An 18,933-nucleotide genomic window follows, 5' to 3' on the forward strand; every position below is an offset into this window, starting at 1 on the left:
TCCCTCACCGATAACACGACGACACGCCGTCGCTGGTCAGCAACGTGCGGTACATCTCCGGGCGACGATCGCGGAAAAAGCCCCACGATTGCCGGTCGGCGCGGATCGCGTGGAGATCGAACGTGTGCACGAGCACGGCTTCATCGGTGCGGTTCGCCTCGGCGCGCTTCTCGCCGGTGTGATCCGCGATGAAACTCGACCCGTAGAACACGCCGGTGAGCCCCTGCTGCGCCGGATTGCCATTGCCGAAGCCGACTTCGCGGCCGATCCGGTTCGCGGCCACCAGCGGCACCATGTTGGCGGCCGCGTGGCCCTGCATCGTGCGCTGCCAGTGGCCGGACGAATCGAACTCACTGCTGAACGGCTCCGAGCCGATGATGGTCGGAAAGCACAGGATCTCCGCGCCCATCAGCGCGAGGCTGCGCGCCGTCTCCGGGTACCACTGGTCCCAGCAGATGCCGATGCCGATCCGGCCGAAACGCGTGTCCCACACCTTGAAGCCGGTGTCGCCCGGCGTGAAATAGAACTTCTCCGTATAACCCGGCCCGTCCGGGATATGGGTCTTGCGATAGACGCCGAGCACGCGCCCGTCCGCGTCGGCCACGGCGATCGAGTTGAACGCGGCATTGCCTGCACGCTCGAAGAAGCCGATCGGCAGCACGATGCCGAGTTCGCCGGCCAGCGCCGCGAAACGGGCGATCTGCGCGTTGCCTTCGAACGGCTGCGCGAGTTCGAGATGGCGCACGTTCTGGTCGAGGCAGAAGTACGGCATCGCGAACAGCTCCGGGCACAGCACGAGATTTGCGCCCTGTGCGGCGGCCGCGCGGATCAGGCGCTCCGCGGTGGCCATGTTGTCTTCGAGATTCCAGCTGCCCGACGCCATCTGGACGGCGGCGACGGTGATGTGTTTGGACGGCATTGCGATTGCTCCTCGGTCGAACCGTAAACCGCTGACGAAACGTCGCTCAGTTCGCGACGGACGGCTGCTGCTGCGTCGAGCAGTGGATGCTGCCGCCGCCGATCGACAGCGTCGGGATCGGCAGCATCTCCACGTTACGCCCGGGGAACGCGCGACCGAATACCTCGCGCGCCGCCTGATCCTGCTCGACGCCGAACGCGGACACGATCACCGCGCCGTTCACCAGGATGTAGTTCGCATAGCAATCGCAGTAGCGCTCGGAGCCGAAGCGTTCGGTGACGATCGGCGACGGCAGGTCGAGCAACTCGAATCGGCACCCCGCCGCATCGGTCGCGAGCTCCAGCGCGCGGCGGTTTTCCCGCATCACGTGAAAATAGTCGCCCTGCTCCGGCAGCGCGGTCTGGCACAGCATCCGGCCCGGTGCGATGAACGACGCGATGCCGTCCACGTGCCCGTTCGTCTCCACTTCGTCGGGATTGCCCTGCAGCCAGATGATTTTCTCGACGCCCAGCATGCGGCGCAGCTCCGCCTCGATCTCCGCGCGGCTCAGGTGCGGATTGCGATTCGGATGCAGCAGGCAGCTCTCGGTGGTGATCAGCGTGCCCTGCCCGTCGACATAGAACGCGCCGCCCTCCAGCACCATGTGCGAGTTGAAGATCTCCGCGCCGGCCGCGCGTGCGATGTCCTGCCCGGCCTGCTGGCAGCCGTCGTACGGCTGGTACTTCTCGCCCCAGCTGTTGAAGCGGAACACGGCCGCGCCCAGCCCGCGCTGTTCGCTCAAGAGGAAGATCGGCCCGCAGTCGCGCAGCCAGTTGTCCTCGGCCGCGACCGGCAGCACGTCGACGCTCGCACCGACCATCTCGCGCGCGGCATCGGCCTGGCCGTAGTGCGCGGCCACCACGCAGCGCTGGTAGCGGGCGATCGTCCGCGCGACCAACGCGAATTCACGGCACACCTGCGCGTAATGGCTCCCCCACAGATCCTCGCGATCGTGGAGAACCGGCCATCCGAGCCACGTGGCATCCATGGATTCCCATTCCGCGGGCATCCGGTAACCGCGCCGGCGAGCATCAAAGCGACCCATCGTTCCGTCTCCGTTGTGATTGATGGCCGATTGTGCGTCAGGTTAAACTTGATGAATATTGATATTTCTTGGCCAAATCAATCAATTCACCTCATATCTCGATGCAACGCGTTCCGTCGCTGAAACTGCTGACCGGCTTTGAAGCCGCGGCCCGATTGGGTAATTTCTCGCGCGCGGCCGACGAGCTGCACCTGTCGCAATCGGCGATCAGCCATCAGATCCAGCAGCTCGAAGCGCAACTCGGGCAGCCGCTGTTCCGCCGGCGCGGTCGCGGCGTCGAACTGACCATCGCCGGCGAGGTCCTGCAGCGCAGCGTGCAGCGCGCGATGGACACGTTGCGAGGCGGCCTCGACCGCATCGCGACCTACCTGAACCCGGGGCTGGTCGTGCTGGTGTGTCCCGCGCCGTTGCTGCACGGCTGGCTGCAGCCGCGCCTCGAGCAGTTGCAGCAGGCCCTGCCCGATCTGTGCCCGCTGCTGTCGACCGACGAAACCGCACGCTACGTCGACGAGATCGACGTCGACATGACGATCGGCACGCGGCCGATGCTGCAGCCCGGCCTGCTGGATATCCCGTTCATGCGGGACGAATGGGTGACGGTATGCGCGACGCCGCTGGCGGAACAACTCGAACGCGTGCCGCGCGACGAGCACCCGCGGCATGCGGGCGTCATCTGTCTCGAAGCCAGCCTGACCGACGAGCGGCTGGCGACGGTGTTTCGCGAGCAGCTGTCGGCCTTCCGGATGCATGCGATCTACGACGACCAGCGGCTCGTGCTGGACGCGGTGCTGCGCGGCCGCGGCATCGCGTGCCTGCCGCGCCTCGTCGCGCAGGCGGGTATCGACCAGCGCACGCTGACCGTGCTCGCGGACTACCCGCGCCTGCCCGGCACCACGTGGTGGCTGTCGCGCATGGAAGGCCCGTCGCGCTCGCCGATCGTCGAGCGGATGTTCGAATGGCTCGTCGAGCAAGGCAGCCTGTCGAGCGCGTCCGATCCGGCGCCCGCCCACGCGCCGCCTCCGCCCGCGTAATCGCACGCCGCAAAAAAAACGTCCCGCCAGCTGGCGGGACGTTTGTCATGATACGAATGCGCGCAATGCGCAGCCAATCACGGCTCGTGACGCAGATACCCTTCCTTGCTCGGATCGCGCATCCGCCACGACACGAGCAGCGAGATCGCGCACAGCACGGTCACGTACCAATAGAAGGTTTCCTCGCTGCCGATCGACTTGAACCACAGCGCGACGTACTCGGCGGAACCGCCGAAGATCGCATTCGCGACCGCGTACGACAGGCCGACGCCCATCGCGCGCACTTCCGGCGGGAACATCTCGGCCTTGATCAGGCCGCTGATCGACGTGTAGAAGCTGACGATCGCGAGCGCAACGGTGATCAGCACGAATGCGGCCACCGGGCTCGTCACGTCCTTCAGTGCATGCATCAGCGGCACCGTGCCGATCACCGCGAACGAACCGAACAGGATCATCGACGTGCGGCGGCCGATCTTGTCGGACAGCGCGCCGAACACCGGCTGCATCAGCATGTAGACGAGCAGCGCGACGGTCATCACGTTGCTGGCCGTCTTCGCATGCATGCCGGCCGTGTTCACGAGGTACTTCTGCATGTACGTCGTGAACGTGTAGAAGATCAGCGAGCCGCCGGCCGTGAAGCCGACCACCGTGAAGAACGCGCCCTTGTGCTGCCACACGCCGCGGATCGTGCCCGCGTTTTTCTTGTCACGCGATTCGGACGTCGATGTCTCGTCGAGCGACTTGCGCAGGTACAGCGAGATCAGCGCGGCCGCCGCGCCGACCACGAACGGAATGCGCCAGCCCCACGCCTTCAGTTCGTCGGCCGACAGCGTCTGCTGCAGGATCACGAGCACGAGCAGCGCGCACAGCTGGCCGCCGATCAGCGTCACGTACTGGAACGACGCGAAGAAGCCGCGGCGGCCCTTCAGCGCCACCTCGCTCATGTAGGTCGCGCTCGTGCCGTATTCGCCGCCCACCGACAGCCCCTGGAACAGCCGCGCGACCAGCAGCAACGCCGGCGCGAGCGAGCCGATCTGCGCATAGGTCGGCAACACCGCGATCACGAGCGAACCGCCGCACATCATCAGCACCGAGATCATCATCGCGTTGCGACGGCCGTGGCGGTCGGCGATGCGGCCGAACAGCCAGCCGCCGATCGGACGCATCAGGAAGCCGGCCGCGAACACGCCTGCCGTGTTCAGCAGCTGCGTCGTCGTGTTGCCGCTCGGGAAGAATGCCGGCGCGAAGTACAGCGCACAGAACGAGTAGATGTAGAAGTCGAACCACTCGACGAGGTTGCCCGACGAGGCGCCGACGATGGCGAACACGCGCCGCCGGGTGTCATGCGCGGACAGCGCAGCTTGGTCGCTCTGGACGTCCATGGATGGGTCAGTTCCTTTTAGTGCTTTCTGGGCGAGACGGCGGAGGCCGCCGCGTGCGGTCGCGCGTGGCACCGGTTCCGGGGCACGGCGCTACGGGATTTTAGCGAAATGTAAAGTAACGGGCTCTCCGGGTTCGTCCGGATGTAGAAAATTTTTCTCCCGCCACGTGCTCGTCATATGAAAACGCCAGCCCGCGGGCTGGCGTCCGGTGCAAACTCTCCGCTGCCGATGTTCAGATCCGCACCTCCGGCGGCACATAGCGGCACTCGTAGCGCTTGCGCACGGTACCGGCCTCGTCGACGCTTTCCAGGAAAACGTCGAACTGCCAGAGCCGCGCCATGTGCTTGAGCACCTCGTCGCTGTCGTTCGACAGGTGGCGGTTGTCGGTCATGAAGTGGCGCAGCGTGAGGCTGCGGTCGCCGCGCGTGTTCACCGCCCACACCTGGATGTTCGGCTCGCGGTGATGGATGTCGTACTGCCGCGACAGCGCCTGCCGCACGTACTGGTAGCCCGAATCGTCGTGGATCGCCGACACCTCGAGTGAATCGCGCATGTCGTCGTCGAGCACCGAGAAGAGCCGCATGTCGCGGATCAGGCTCGGTGACAGATACTGCGCGATGAAGCTCTCGTCCTTGAAGTTGCGCATCGCATAGTGCATCGCCGGCAGCCACGGGGTGCCCGCGATCTCCGGAAACCACTTGTAGTCTTCTTCCGTCGGCGCTTCGCAGATCCGCCGGATGTCGCTCATCATCGAGAAGCCGAGCGCATACGGGTTGATCCCGCTGTAGTACGGCTTCGTGACGGGCGGCTGGTAGACCACGTTGCTGTGCGAGTGCAGGAACTCCATCATGAAGCTGTCTTCCAGCTTCCCCTGGTTGTACAGCGTGTTCAGCAGCGTGTAGTGCCAGAACGTCGCCCAGCCTTCGTTCATCACCTGCGTCTGCCGCTGCGGGTAGAAATACTGGCCGATCTTGCGCACGATGCGGATCACTTCCCGCTCCCACGGTTCGAGCAGCGGCGCATTCTTCTCCGCGAAATACAGCAGGTTCTCCTGCGGCTCGGGCGGATAGCGGTCTTCCTGCTCTTCCATCAGCTCGGGTTTCTTGCCCGGCAGCGTGCGCCACAGTTCATTCACCTGCGACTGCAGGTACGCCTCGCGTTCGCGCCGCAGCGCAGCTTCCTTCGACAGCGAGGGCTTCTGCGGCCGCTTGTAGCGGTCGACGCCGTAGTTCATCAGCGCATGGCACGAATCGAGCAGTTCCTCGACGCGATCGAGGCCGTAGCGTTCCTCGCATTCCGCGACGTAGTTCTTCGCGTACACGAGATAGTCGATGATCGCGTGTGCGTCGGTCCACAGCCGGAACAGGTAGTTGCCCTTGAAGAACGAGTTGTGCCCGTACGCCGCGTGCGCGATGACGAGCGCCTGCATCGTCATCGTGTTCTCTTCCATCAGGTACGCGATGCACGGGTTCGAGTTGATGACGATTTCGTACGCGAGCCCCATCTGGCCGCGACGGTAGCTCTTCTCGGTCGACAGGAAATGCTTGCCGAACGACCAGTGACGGTAGTTGACGGGCATCCCGACCGACGCGTACGCGTCCATCATCTGCTCGGCGCTGATCAGTTCGAGCTGGATCGGGTAGATGTCGAGTTCGTATTGTTCGGCGACCTGCGAGATGTGCGTGTCGTATTCCTCGAGCAGTTCGAACGTCCAGTCGGACGGGCACGGCAGCGGCTTGCGTTCGGCAACGTTCATACGCGCTTCCTTTTGCCCGGAGCCGGGCAAGTCGGCGGCCGGCGGCGGTGGTTCGGCCTGCCCGCTTTGCTGCGATGCGGCAGGGCCGGCCGTGTCGTCGCCGGAAGGGCGCGGCGCATAGCCGCGCGACTCGTTGTGCAGATGGCGGGTCGTCATGACATTTCCACCTGCTTTTCGAACAATTCGCGAAACACCGGGTAGATGTCCGCAGCCGATTCCACTTTTTTCATCGCGAGATGCGGCTGCGACAAGGCCAGTTGCGCGTATTCCAGCCACAGGTTCTGCTCTTCCGGCGCGACCTGGATATACGCGAAGTAACGCGTCTTCGTGAGGATATCCTCTTCCAGGATTTTGCGACACTTGGGCGAATCGTCGGTCCAGTTGTCGCCGTCGGACGCCTGCGCGCCGTAGATGTTCCACTCGGTCGGCGAGTAGCGCTCGTTCATCACCTTGCGCATCAGCTCGAGCGCGCTCGACACCACCGTGCCGCCGCTCTCGGTCGAATGGAAGAAGGTATCTTCGTCGACTTCCTCGGCGCGCGTGTGGTGACGGATGAACACGACCTCGATGCGCTCGTAGTTCCGCTTGAGGAACAGGTAAAGCAGGATGAAGAAGCGCTTCGACAGATCCTTGCGCTGCTCGTCCATCGAGCCCGACACGTCCATCAGGCAGAACATCACGGCCTGGCTCGACGGTTGCGGCTGCTTCACGCGGTTGATGTAGCGCAGGTCGAACGGGTCGATGAACGGAATCCGCCAGATGCGCCCCTTCAGGTGATGGATCTCGGCCTCGAGCACCGCGATCTCCGCGCGCCGGTCTTCCGGATCGATCTTCATCGCCTCGAGCTGCGCCTCGAGTTCGCGCAGCTCGTTGACGAGCGGCGAGCCGAGCGCGATGCGACGCCCGAGCGCGCTGCGCAGCGAACGCACGACGTCGATGTTGTTCGGCGTGCCTTCCGCCGACCAGCCCGCGCGCACGTTCTTCCAGCTCGGCACCGTCAGCAGGTGCGTCTTCACGAGGCGCGGGAGTTCTAGATCGTCGAAGAAGTACTGCATGAACTCGTCACGCGACAACTCGAACACGAAGTCGTCCTGCCCTTCGCCCTCGTTGCTCGCCTGACTGCCCCCGCCGCCCGAGCCGCCCTGCGGGCGCGGGATCTTGTCGCCGCGCACGTAGTCCTCGTTGCCGGGGTGCACGTATTCACGACGTCCGCCAGGGGCGTGCCGAAAATTCGGCTCCGCGATGTCCTTGCGCGGAATCGTGATGCTTTGCGTGCTCTGGATATCCTTGATGCTACGGTCGCGCACCGCATCGGACACGGCACGACGAATGTAGTTCTTGACGCGACGCAGAAAGCGTTCGCGGTTGGCGATACTCTTGTTCTTGCCGGCCAGCCTGCGGTCGATGATTTGATGAAGCACTCCCGGTCTCCCGCTCGAAAATCGATATGCCGGGACGCTCGCCGCACATGCCGTCTCCCGTCATGCGGGCGGCGTCTCTGAAAACACCCGTACGGCGACGCCGTACGGGCGCGGTACCGCGCGCGTCATGACGACTTGCGCACGCGCAGGTACCAGTCGCAAAGCAGCCTCACCTGCTTCGGCGTATAGCCCTTCGCGACCATCCGGTTCACAAAGTCTTCATGCTTGCGCTGCTCCTCCGCCGAACCCTTGGCGTTGAACGAAATCACCGGCAACAGTTCCTCGGTGTTCGAGAACATCTTCTTCTCGATCACGACGCGCAACTTCTCGTAGCTCGTCCACACGGGGTTCTTGCCTGCATTCGCCGCCCGTGCACGCAACACGAAGTTCACGATCTCGTTGCGGTAATCCTTCGGATTACTGATGCCGGCCGGCTTCTCGATCTTCTCCAGCTCCGCGTTCAGCGCGGCGCGGTCGAAGCTCTCGCCCGTGTCGTGATCGCGGAATTCCTGGTCCTGGATCCAGAAGTCCGCATACGTGACGTAGCGGTCGAAGATGTTCTGGCCGTACTCCGAATACGACTCGAGGTAGGCCGTCTGGATCTCCTTGCCGATGAATTCCGCGTAGCGCGACGCGAGCACGTCCTTCACGAAGGACAGGTACTTCTGCTCGGTTTCCGGCGGGAACTGCTCGCGTTCGATCTGCTGTTCGAGCACGTACATCAGGTGCACGGGGTTGGCCGCGACCTCGCTCGAATCGAAGTTGAACACGCGCGACAGGATCTTGAACGCGAAGCGTGTCGACACGCCCGTCATCCCTTCGTCCACGCCCGCGTAGTCGCGGTATTCCTGGTACGACTTCGCCTTCGGATCGGTGTCCTTGAGGTTCTCGCCGTCGTACACCTGCATCTTCGAGAACAGGCTCGAATTCTCCGGTTCGTGCAGGCGCGACAGCACCGAGAACTGCGACATCATCTTGAGCGTGCCCGGCGCGCAGACGGCCTCGGCCAGCGACGAGTTGCGGATCAGCTTCTCGTAGATCTTGGTCTCTTCCGATACGCGCAGGCAGTACGGCACCTTCACGACGAAGATCCGGTCGAGCAGTGCCTCGTTGTTGCGGTTGTTGCGGAACGCCTTCCACTCCGACTCGTTCGAGTGCGCGAGGATGATCCCGTCGAACGGAATCGCGCCGAAGCCCTCGGTGCCCTTGAAGTTGCCTTCCTGCGTGGCGGTGAGCAGCGGGTGCAACACCTTGATCGGCGCCTTGAACATTTCGACGAACTCGAGCAGCCCCTGGTTCGCCAGGCACAGGCCGCCCGAGTAGCTGTACGCATCGGCGTCGTCCTGCGCGTACTGTTCGAGCTTGCGGATGTCGACCTTGCCGACCAGCGACGAGATGTCCTGGTTGTTCTCGTCACCCGGCTCTGTCTTCGCGATGCCGACCTGCCGCAGGATCGACGGATAGCGGCGCACCACGCGGAACTGGCGGATGTCGCCGTTGTATTCGTGCAGCCGCTTGACGGCCCACGGACTCAGGATGTTCTTCAGGTAGCGGCGCGGAATGCCGTACTGTTCCTCGAGGATCGGACCGTCTTCGTCGTAGTCGAACAGCCCGAGCGGCGATTCGTTGACGGGCGAACCCTTCAGCGAATAGAACGGCACGCGCTCCATCAGTTGTTTCAGACGCTCGGCGATCGACGACTTGCCGCCGCCCACCGGGCCAAGCAGATAGAGGATCTGCTTCTTCTCTTCGAGCCCTTGCGCAGCGTGGCGGAAGTAGGCGACCACCTGCTCGATCACCTCCTCCATTCCGTAGAACTCACGGAATGCGGGATAGACCTTGATGACCTTGTTCGCAAAGATCCGCGACAGGCGCGGGTCGTTGCGGGTATCGATGTGTTCAGGTTCCCCGATTGCTTCCAGCATGCGTTCACCAGCCGTCGCGTACGCGGATGGATCGTTCTTGCAGAGCGCGAGATACTCCTCCAGCGAGAGCTCTTCCTCTCGCGTTTTTTCGAAGCGGTTCGCGAAGCTGCTGTAAATATCCATGCTACCTCCCTCGCCTGAGTCTGAAGACGTGCCTGCCTTCGTACGACTGCGCAGAAGCAAGCGCGTTCGAATTCATCCTAAACCCTTTCTTATTTTTTTTCACGAACTCTTCGTACGAAGTTCGTCATTCTCGACAACACCGCTTGGACAACACATTTCGTCGTTTTACAATCGACCTCCCGAGCCGCAGAAACTGCATCCGTCGCGTCTCGTCGAACAACGGAACGTCTTGTGTGTTGGACACATCCGACGTCGTCACTTCCCCCCTTCATCCCTATACGTTCGAGCGGTCGTTTTCGACGACACGTTGTGCGCGCCGTTACAAATTTTTTTCGCAGCGCCCTTACGGAAATACCCGTACGACGGATGCGGGAACTTCACCTGCCCCTGTGCACGCATCGGTCGATGCTGGTCACGCGATGCACGCGACGCTGCGCGATCGTCATTCACGCACGTCGCCTGTCGCAATGTTCGAAGGCAGAAACGACAACGCCCGCATGTCGCGGGCGTCGTATGTCACCAAATGGGGATAGATGCGCGGCGCGCGAATCAGAAGGTTTCCCAATCGTCAGCGGTAGCGGCCGTTTGCGCGGGCGCCGGAGAAGCAGCGACGGGCTTGCGTGCCGGCGCCGCTGCGGCTACGCGTTTCGGCGGTGCGTCGCGATCATCGCGCGCAGCAGCCTGGACGGGCACCGCAACCGTCGCGGCGGCCGCACGCGGCGCGTGACGCACGGCAACCGGAGCCGCGACGCCCGTGCGTGCCGTGTCTTCATTGAGCTGGAACACCGCTGCCGTTTCACGCAGGCGCCCGGCCTGTTCGTCGAGCGATTGCGCGGCAGCCGCGGCTTCCTCGACGAGTGCCGCATTCTGCTGCGTGACCTCGTCCATCTGCGCGACCGCGCGCGCCACCTGGTCGATTCCGCCGCTCTGTTCCTCGGACGCCGCCGCGATTTCACCCATGATGTCGGTCACGCGCTGCACCGCGCCGATCACGTCGCTCATCGTGCGCCCTGCTTCGTCGACCAGCGACGAGCCCGACCGGATCCGCTCCACCGATGCGTCGATCAGCACCTTGATCTCCTTGGCCGCGGTCGACGAACGCTGGGCCAGGCTGCGCACTTCGCCCGCGACGACCGCGAAACCGCGGCCTTCCTCGCCCGCCCGCGCGGCTTCGACTGCGGCATTCAGCGCGAGAATGTTGGTCTGGAACGCGATTCCTTCGATGATCGCAATGATGTCCGCGATCTTGGCCGAGCTGTCGTTGATCTCGCCCATCGTGCCGACCACCTGGCCGACCACCATATTGCCCTTGTTTGCAATCTCCGACGCGTTCGCGGCCAGCGAGCTCGCCTGGCGTGCATTGTCCGCGTTCTGTTTCACGGTGCCGGTCAGCTGCTCCATGCTCGACGCGGTTTCCTGCAGCGCCGCGGCCTGTTCCTCGGTGCGCGACGACAGGTCGATGTTGCCGGCCGCAATCTGGCGCGCCGCGGTCGCAATCGACTCGCTGCCGCCGCGCACGGTGCGCACCGTATCGACGAGCCCGCGCTGCATCCTGCCGAGGCCCTCGAGAAGCTGGCCCATTTCGTCACGGCGATCCACGACGATCGGCCGGCGCAGGTCGCCGGCGGCGATGGCGTCGAAATGCGCGAGCGCGTCGGCGATCGGGCGGCCGATCGCGCGGCTCAGCGTCAACCACGACACGACCGCGGCCGCAAGGCCGGCCAGCAGCGCGGCGATCGCCAGCACGCGCAGCGTGTCGTACGTCGATTCCGCGTGGTCGAAGCTGGTTTGCCCGTCAGTGAACTGGAAGTTGCGCAGCGCCTCGCTCGCGGTCGCGAGGTCGTTGTAGCGCACCTGAAGCTGCTTCGCGCCGTCGCCGAGCCGGTCGGTCTGATTCGCCCCGATCACGCTCGCGAACGCGTCGCACTCACGCTGTAACGCCTGCCGCTTCGCGGCGACGTCCTGGGCGAGCCGGTCTTCCTCCGGGCCGCGCGGCAACGCAAGGTACTTCTGCCACCATGCGTCGGACTGCGCGCGCATCGCACGGCTTCGCTCGACTGCGGCCGCCGCGTCGGGCGTGCTGGCCAGAAGCGCCGCACGGTCGAGCGCCAGGCGTTCGCGCGCGGCGTAGATTTCGGCAACCGAGACGTCTACCGCGCTCGGCATCAGGTTCGTGAACATATCCCGCGTCGTCTCGTTCGCGCGCGTCATGCCGTACACGCCGAGCCCGCCGATCACACCCAGGAGCACCGCCAGAAACGCCATCGTGAGACCGATGCGCGCACGAATCGTCAGGTTCTTGAACACCATCATCCTTCCTGTGTTGCGTCGTGATGGACGGGACAGGCCCGTCGCTTCGAAGCATTGCTTCAATTGGTACATTTACGACCATGCACCGCACAACTTGATGATGTTTGCGTTATTTTTTCGAATTATTCGTCTATTCATTACAAATTGCTGAACGAATAATGTGCCTTTCAGCGTGTGCTGGAAGCCAGGCGACGGGAGGCTCTCCGCTGCCGGCGAGCGTCGTGGAGACGTGGCCGGCCGTCGTCGGCGACGGGCCGGCCGCGATGACTGATCAGGCCCTGTCAGGCCAGTTCGGCCAGCGTGGGAATCGAAGGCTGCGCGCCCGCTCGCGTGACCGACAGTGCCGCTGCGCGTTGCGCGAAGCGGATGGCCGTATCGACGTCCGCGCCGGCCGCGAGCCGTGCGGAAAAGCCGCCGATGAAGGTATCGCCGGCCGCCGTCGTGTCGACGGCCTGCACGGCCGGCGCCGGATAATGCCGCGCCGCGCCATCGGCCGTCAGCGCCAGCACGCCGCGCGCGCCCAGCGTAACCAGCACGTTGCGCGCGCCGCCTGCCTGCAGCACCCGCGCGGCGGCTTCCGCGTCCGCCGGATCGCGCACCGGTAGGCCGGTCAGCGCGGCCGCCTCGACCTCGTTCGGAATCAGGTAATCGACGAGCGGCAGCCAGCCGTCCGGCAGCGGTGCGACGGCCGGGGCCGGATTGAGCACCACGGTGCGGCCGAGCCGACGCCCGGCCGACAGCGCCGCGAACACCGTGTCCGGCGGCGTCTCGAGCTGGCAGATCAGCACGTCGGCCGACGCCAGTGCGGCCTCGTGCCGGGCGACCGTCTCGGTCGTGACCTCGCCGTTGCCGCCCGCGACGATCACGATCGCGTTCTGGCTCGCGTCGTCGACGACGATCAGCGCGACGCCGGTCGACGCCGACGCGCTCGTCGCGAGCCCCGCACAGTCGATCCCCTCGGCTTCGAGCCCCGCGCGCAGGGCCGCGCCGTGCGCATCCGCGCCGACGCAGCCGATCATCGCGACCTGCGCACCGAGCCGTGCGGCCGCGACAGCCTGGTTGCCGCCCTTGCCGCCCGCCGCCTGCGCGAACGCGTGACCGGCGAGCGTTTCGCCCGGCAGCGGCAGACGCGGCGCGCGCACGACGAGATCCATGTTGAGGCTGCCGACCACCGTCACGCGGCCGGTGCCTGCCGCCGGCGCCGTCATGCGCGACCGCCGGAAGCCGGTGGCTCGCGGTAAACCGCAGTCGATTCGCGCAGCACGAGGCGCGGTGACACGACGCGGCGGCGGCTCGGCACGGTGGTCGAGCCGCCGCCGATCCGCTCGATCAGCGTCTGCGCGGCCATTTCGCCGAGCGCGCGCACCGACTGGCCGACCGTCGACAGAGCCGGATACGTGTACCGGGAGAATTCGATGTCGTCGAACCCGATGATCGAACAGTCGTCGGGCACGCGCATGCCGCGCTCGGCCGCCGCGCGCAGCGCGCCGACGCCCATCAGGTCGTTGCCCGCGAAGATCGCGCTCGGCCGCACCGATTCGAACAGCCGCGATGCCGCGTGATAGCCGCCGAGGCACGAGAAGTCGCTTTCCGCGATCGCGCCCGGCACGATGTCGACCCCGCGCTCGGCCATCGCGCGGATGAAGCCGTGCACGCGCATTGCGCTGACCGCCGTGTCGGTCGGCCCCGTGATGCAGCCGATCTTCGCGTGCCCGAGTTCGAGCAGGTGACGCGTCGCCAGGTACGCTCCGCGCTCGTGGTCGATCTGCACGAGGTCGGCCGCGAGCCCTTCGATGTTGCGGTCGACGACGACGAGCGGCGCGTGGATATCCGCGAGCGTCTGCGCGAGCACCGCATCCTCGCCCGCCGATGCGACGATCAGCCCGTCGATGCGCTTTTCCTGCAGCACGCGCAGGTAGTTGCGCTGCTTGACGGGATCGTCGTCCGAGTTGCAGAAGAACACGCAATAGCCGTTGGCCGCGCACTGATCCTCGATCCCGCGCGCAAGCTCCGCGAAGTACGGATTCGTGCTGTTCGGCACGACGAGGCCGATGGTCGCCGTCGCACGCGCCTTCAGCGAGCGTGCCACGGCCGACGGCACGTAATTCAGCTCGCGGATTGCGCCCTCGACCTTTGCACGCACGTCCGCGGACACCGGCCGCGAATTGTTCACCACGTGCGAGACGGTCGTAAACGACACGCCCGCCATGGCCGCCACATCCTTGATCGTCGCCATTTCCCGTTTCTCTCTGGTCTGTTCTGTCTGTCTTTCTACCGCACGCGGGTGCGACGGCTGCGATACGTATCGAGCACGACCGCCACCACGATCACCGCGCCGGTGATGATCCGTTTCGTCGGCTCGTTCGCACCGATCTGCGCCAGCCCCGCGGCCAGCACGGAGATGATCAACACGCCGAAGAACGTGCTGATCACCGAACCGCGCCCGCCCATCAGGCTCGTGCCGCCGATCACGACGGCGGCGATCACCTGCAGTTCGAGACCGACGCCCGCATTCGGGTCGGCCGCCTCGAGCCGCGAGATCTGGAACAGCGACGCCAGCCCTGCGAGGGCGCCCATCAATGCGAATACGAGAATTTTATACGGCCTCGGGTTAACCCCTGCAAGTCGGACCGCTTCTTCGTTCGTGCCGATCCCGACGAGATAGCGCCCGAACACGGTGCGCGTCAGCACGAACTGCGCCGCGATCATCACCGCGACCGCGATCAGGAACGCCGGCGAGATGCCGAGCGCGATCGGGTTCGACAGGAAATCGAACGCGTCGCCGATGTAGGCCGTGCGCGAATTCGTCAGCTGGTACGCGAGGCCGCGCGCGGCCTCCAGCACGCCGAGCGACACGATGAACGACGGAATCCGCCAGCCGACCGTGACCGCGCCCGTCAGCGCGCCCGTGACGGTCGCGACCGCGATGCCGATCAGTGCGGCCGGCAACGGACCCCACTGCCATTTCAGCGCGGCGACGCTGACCATCGACGCGGCGAGCGCGAGCACCGAGCCGACCGACAGGTCGATCCCGGCGATGATCAGCACGAAGGTCATCCCGACCGACATCACGACGAGATCGGGAATCTGGTTCGCGATCGTGCTGAACGTATCGTAGGTCAGGAAATGCGAGCTCAGCACCGAAAACAGCGCGATCATCGCGGCGAGCGCACCGGCGAGCCCGAGGTAGTTCGACAGGCCGAGACGCGTGCCGGACAGCGTGCGTGCACGGCGCCCCGTCACGTCCTGCTGCGCGCCTGCGTCGGTCGGGGTTACGGGAGGCTGGGTCATTGCTGTCGTCCTGTATTCGAAGTACCGGGAGCGGCGCCCGGCGCCTGCCCCGCGTCCGGATGCTGCGCGCCGCCCGGCGGCGTCTCGCGGCCGAAGCCGGCGAACGCCGCGGCCAGCAGCGCATCCTGGGTCCAGTTGCCGCGCTCGAACACGGCGGTCATGCGCCCGGCCGACATCACGCCGATCCGGTCGCAGATCAGCATCAGCTCGCGCAGGTCGCTCGACACGACGACGAGCGCGCGGCCTTCGCGCGCGAGCGCGCCCATCAAAGTGTAGATCTCGAACTTCGCGCCGACGTCGATCCCCCGCGTCGGCTCGTCGAACAGCAGCACGCCCATGTCGCGTGCGAGCCAGCGGCCGATCACGACCTTCTGCTGGTTGCCGCCCGACAGCTCGCCGACCGCCTGCGTCGCGCCGTGCGAGCGGATCCGCAGCGCGTCGATCTGCTGCTCGGCGAGCGCCGTTTCGCGCGCGCCGTCGACGATCCCGCCGCGCGCGAGCCGGTCGAGCTGGCCGAGCGACACGTTCGCGGTGATCGACTGCGTCAGCAGCAGCCCTTCGCCCTTGCGATCCTCGGTGATCAGCGCGATGCCTTGCTTCACCGCCTCGACCGGCGAACCGATCCGCACCGGCTTCGGCGGTTGGCCGATCGCGATCGTTCCCGCGTCGAGCGCATCCGCGCCGTAGATCAGCCGCAGCAGCTCGGTGCGTCCCGCGCCGATCAACCCCGAGATGCCGAAGATCTCGCCCGCGCGCACCTCGAGCGACACGTCGCGCACCGCCGTCCCGCGGCTGAGGCCCGACACGACGAGCCGCGGCGCGCCGATATGACGCTCGCCGAGATCGATGTGCTCGCCGATCTCGCGCCCGACCATCAGCGTGACGAGCCCGTCGGACGTCGTCGCCGCCATGTCGCCCGCGTGGACGAGCCGGCCGTCGCGCAGCACCGCGACGCGCTCGGCGACCCGCGCGAGCTCCTCGAGCCGGTGCGAGATGTAGACGATCGCGACGCCGCGCGCCTTCAGCCGGTCGATCTGCTCGAACAGCAGCTCGACTTCACGCGCGGTCAGCATCGCGGTCGGTTCGTCGAGAATCAGCACGCGACAGTCGCCGATCAGATTGCGCGCGATCTCGACCATCTGCTGGTGGCCGATGCCGAGCGCGCCGACCGGCGTATCGGGATCGACCGTATCGAGCCCGACCTGCGCCATCGCGGCCCGCGCGTCGTCGCGCAGCCGCGCGCGATCGATGATCCCGAAGCGCCGCGGCAGGCGGTTCAGGAACAGGTTTTCGGCAACCGTCAGTGTCGGCAGCAGGTTCAGCTCCTGCATCACCATGCGCACGCCGAGCGCCTCGGCCTGCGTGCGGCTCGCCGGCGCATACGGCTGGCCGCCGAGCTGCATCGTGCCGGCGGTCGGCTCGACGAGCCCGCCGATGATCTTCGACAGCGTGCTCTTGCCTGCGCCGTTCTCGCCCGTCAACGCAAGCGCGTGACCCGCCTCGAGCGTCAGCGTGACGTCGGCGAGCACGGGTTCGGCATAGGTCTTGCCGATGCCGGAGACGGACAGCACGGGAGCGGCTGCGCGGGAGGGTTGGGAAGTCGGGTCCATCGCGATCCTGGTTGCGGCCGCGCGCACGCGGCGCGCGGGTGTGACGCTCACAAGTGCATGTGCATGCAGTGGCCGTGATCGCGCTCACCCCGGATAACGGCCGCCGCGCCCGATTCTTGAGGGCGGCGGCCGCATCGGGGCCGCGTCACTTCGTCACGAGATCCACCGGCGTCTCGACCACGCCCGACATGTCGGCCTGCTTGCGATGCTCGGCAATCGCCTTGAGCGCCGTGTCGATACCGAACACGGCCTGCTTCGCCGCATACTGATCTGCGGTCGCGAGCACGCGGCCGTCCTTCAGCATCGGCTTGATCGCGTTGATGTTGTCGTAGCCGACCACGAGCACCTTGCCCTGCTTGCCGGCCGCGCGCACGGCCGACACGGCGCCGATCGCCATGTTGTCGTTGCCGCACAACAGCGCCTTCAGGTTCGGGTATTCGTTGAGCATCGCGGCGGCGACCGCATTGCCCTTGTCGATTTCCCATTCGCCGGACTGCACCGACACGACCTTCATCCCGCCCGCCTTCATCGCGTCCTGGAAGCCGGCCGTGCGCTGCTGCGCGTTCGTCGTCGTCGACACGCCTTCGACGATGCCGACCTGGTCGCCCGCCTTCAGCCGCTTCGCGAGGTAATCACCGATCTTGCGCGCGCCCTTGCGGTTGTCCGGGCCGACGAACGGCACGTTCAGGTTCTTCGACTTCAGCACGTCGGGATCGAGCCGGTTGTCGATGTTCACGACGATGACGCCCGCGTCGACCGCCTTCTTCACGACCGGCACGAGCGCCTTCGAATCGGCCGGCGCGAGCACGATCGCGTCGACCTTCGACACGATCATCTGCTCGACGATGCGGATCTGGTTCGCGGTGTCGGTCTCGTCCTTGATGCCGTTGGTGATCAGGTCGAACTGGCCTGCGTTGTGTTTCTGGTATTCCTTCGCGCCCGTTTCCATCGTCAGGAAGAACTCGTTGGCGAGCGACTTCATCACGAGCGCGACCTTCGGCTTGGCTGCAGATTGCGCGTGGACGGCCGGTGCGGCGGCAACCGCGACGGCGGCGAGCGCGGCGGTCAGGAAGCGACGGCGAAAGAGGACATTCATACTCATCTCCTGGCGACTGGCCCAAAGGGCCGACTTTTATTTGACTGTTGTTTTAATGTGAGCAAACGTTTGCGCCACACTACCCGGGCAATGGCCATCGATGCTGCTGTCGGTACCACGGAATGGAAGCGAGGCAGACGGCCGACTGCCTGGCGCGCTGTCGTTTACGCGCCGCCGCCGGCGGGACGCCGGCGGAGTGAAGGCTATGCTGTACCGATTCGCGTCGGTGCGCAACCTGTCTGATCAATATTTAAGGGTTTATTCGGAGCGCGTGTCACGCCGGGTCCCGCGGCGCCGGTTCGTCTTCATCGGCCGACGGCGGCTCGCCAAAGCGGTTCACATGCGGCGTGCCGGCGATGAAGCCGTTCATCACGAACAACGCGAGCGCGCCGACGATCGGCACGAACAGCAACAGCATCCACCATCCCGACTTGTCGATGTCGTGCAGCCGCTTCACCCCGACCGCAATCGACGACCACACGGCGACGACCGCGATGACGACGAGCGCCAGCATCGCCAGAAGCGGCAGATCGTCTTCCGGCGCGCCGCGGGAACCCGCATCGAAAATCGCGCTGAGCACGGTGGAAACCAGCGCGTAGATCCACCACGGCAGGCGCCCGATCCGGCCTTCGAAGGAAAAGAGAAGCCATTTCAGATTCATCGTTTACCTCGTCGTCACGCGTGTTGCGTGCTGCGCGATATGTCTCCGAGTGTGTCGGGACCGGCAATCCGCATTGAATCACATTTGCCGGCCAATGGATCGCTCGATATGGCAGACGGCCTGAACCAAAACAAGGCTTATACGTGCCCGCTCTTGTTCATGTCGTTGTGCTGGCAAGCGAATACGGGTCGTTCGCCACGTGCGGCGAAGAATGGGACGGGGAAACCGCGATGGCGGTCGATGATTCGGAGAGTCGAACCACCCAGGCAGCGGCAGGTCGCCTGCCGCTGCCAATACATGACAATCCGCGCCGGTAGGTCGCGC

General features: G+C 65.5%; 14 protein-coding genes. 1 reads left to right on the forward strand and 13 read right to left on the reverse strand.

The window, feature by feature from the left end; genetic code table 11:
• Positions 1-4: 4 nt before the first annotated feature.
• Both aguB and C5O79_RS07780 read right to left on the reverse strand, forming a co-directional pair.
• The gene (gene aguB / locus C5O79_RS07775; RefSeq protein ID WP_122473883.1) at positions 5-919 is read right to left on the reverse strand and encodes an N-carbamoylputrescine amidase; all 915 of its coding nucleotides are present in this window, start codon (positions 917-919) and stop codon (positions 5-7) included.
• Between the two features lie 46 nt (positions 920-965).
• Positions 966-2,003, reverse strand: a complete 1,038-nt coding sequence (locus tag C5O79_RS07780) for an agmatine deiminase family protein (protein WP_122473882.1) — start codon at positions 2,001-2,003, stop codon at positions 966-968.
• Positions 2,004-2,104: 101 nt separating this feature from the next.
• Between C5O79_RS07780 and C5O79_RS07785 the strand changes: the two genes are divergently transcribed.
• Positions 2,105-3,034, forward strand: coding sequence for a LysR family transcriptional regulator (locus C5O79_RS07785; protein WP_122473881.1), 930 nt, complete (start codon positions 2,105-2,107; stop codon positions 3,032-3,034).
• 77 nt (positions 3,035-3,111) lie between these two features.
• On the opposite strand, the gene C5O79_RS07790 is transcribed toward C5O79_RS07785, so the two are convergent.
• The 11 genes from C5O79_RS07790 to C5O79_RS07845 all read right to left on the reverse strand — a co-directional run bounded on the left by C5O79_RS07790 (position 3,112) and on the right by C5O79_RS07845 (position 18,609).
• Complete coding sequence (locus C5O79_RS07790) at positions 3,112-4,416, reverse strand: MFS family transporter (protein WP_122473880.1); 1,305 nt, start codon at positions 4,414-4,416, stop codon at positions 3,112-3,114.
• A 232-nt stretch (positions 4,417-4,648) separates the two neighbouring features.
• Entirely contained in the window at positions 4,649-6,328 is a 1,680-nt protein-coding gene (locus tag C5O79_RS07795) for a SpoVR family protein (protein WP_046545650.1), read from the reverse strand.
• On the reverse strand, positions 6,325-7,593 hold the full coding sequence (locus C5O79_RS07800; RefSeq protein WP_046545649.1) for a YeaH/YhbH family protein: 1,269 nt from the start codon (positions 7,591-7,593) through the stop codon (positions 6,325-6,327). Before C5O79_RS07800 ends, C5O79_RS07795 begins: the two co-directional genes overlap by 4 nt.
• A 125-nt stretch (positions 7,594-7,718) precedes the next feature.
• Complete coding sequence (locus tag C5O79_RS07805) at positions 7,719-9,641, reverse strand: PrkA family serine protein kinase (RefSeq protein WP_011351905.1); 1,923 nt, start codon at positions 9,639-9,641, stop codon at positions 7,719-7,721.
• Positions 9,642-10,190: 549 nt separating this feature from the next.
• Positions 10,191-11,951 (reverse strand): methyl-accepting chemotaxis protein, encoded by a 1,761-nt coding sequence (locus C5O79_RS07815; RefSeq protein ID WP_122473879.1) that lies wholly within the window; start codon positions 11,949-11,951, stop codon positions 10,191-10,193.
• A gap of 281 nt (positions 11,952-12,232) precedes the next feature.
• Positions 12,233-13,159, reverse strand: coding sequence for a ribokinase (gene rbsK, locus C5O79_RS07820; RefSeq protein WP_122473878.1), 927 nt, complete (start codon positions 13,157-13,159; stop codon positions 12,233-12,235).
• On the reverse strand, positions 13,156-14,187 hold the full coding sequence (locus tag C5O79_RS07825; RefSeq protein WP_046545646.1) for a LacI family DNA-binding transcriptional regulator: 1,032 nt from the start codon (positions 14,185-14,187) through the stop codon (positions 13,156-13,158). Before C5O79_RS07825 ends, rbsK begins: the two co-directional genes overlap by 4 nt.
• Positions 14,188-14,222: 35 nt before the next feature.
• On the reverse strand, positions 14,223-15,242 hold the full coding sequence (locus C5O79_RS07830) for an ABC transporter permease (RefSeq protein WP_046545645.1): 1,020 nt from the start codon (positions 15,240-15,242) through the stop codon (positions 14,223-14,225).
• Positions 15,239-16,852, reverse strand: a complete 1,614-nt coding sequence (locus C5O79_RS07835; RefSeq protein ID WP_047850933.1) for a sugar ABC transporter ATP-binding protein — start codon at positions 16,850-16,852, stop codon at positions 15,239-15,241. The genes C5O79_RS07830 and C5O79_RS07835 overlap by 4 nt, the downstream gene beginning before the upstream one ends.
• A 145-nt stretch (positions 16,853-16,997) precedes the next feature.
• Entirely contained in the window at positions 16,998-17,948 is a 951-nt protein-coding gene (locus C5O79_RS07840; protein WP_122473877.1) for a sugar ABC transporter substrate-binding protein, read from the reverse strand.
• A 274-nt stretch (positions 17,949-18,222) separates the two neighbouring features.
• A complete protein-coding gene (locus C5O79_RS07845; protein ID WP_053060245.1) occupies positions 18,223-18,609 on the reverse strand; it encodes a DUF805 domain-containing protein in 387 nt (128 codons plus the stop codon).
• Positions 18,610-18,933: the final 324 nt, after the last annotated feature.

This window comes from Burkholderia sp. SRS-25, from assembly GCF_004343765.1.
In the GTDB taxonomy this organism is placed as follows: domain Bacteria; phylum Pseudomonadota; class Gammaproteobacteria; order Burkholderiales; family Burkholderiaceae; genus Burkholderia; species Burkholderia contaminans.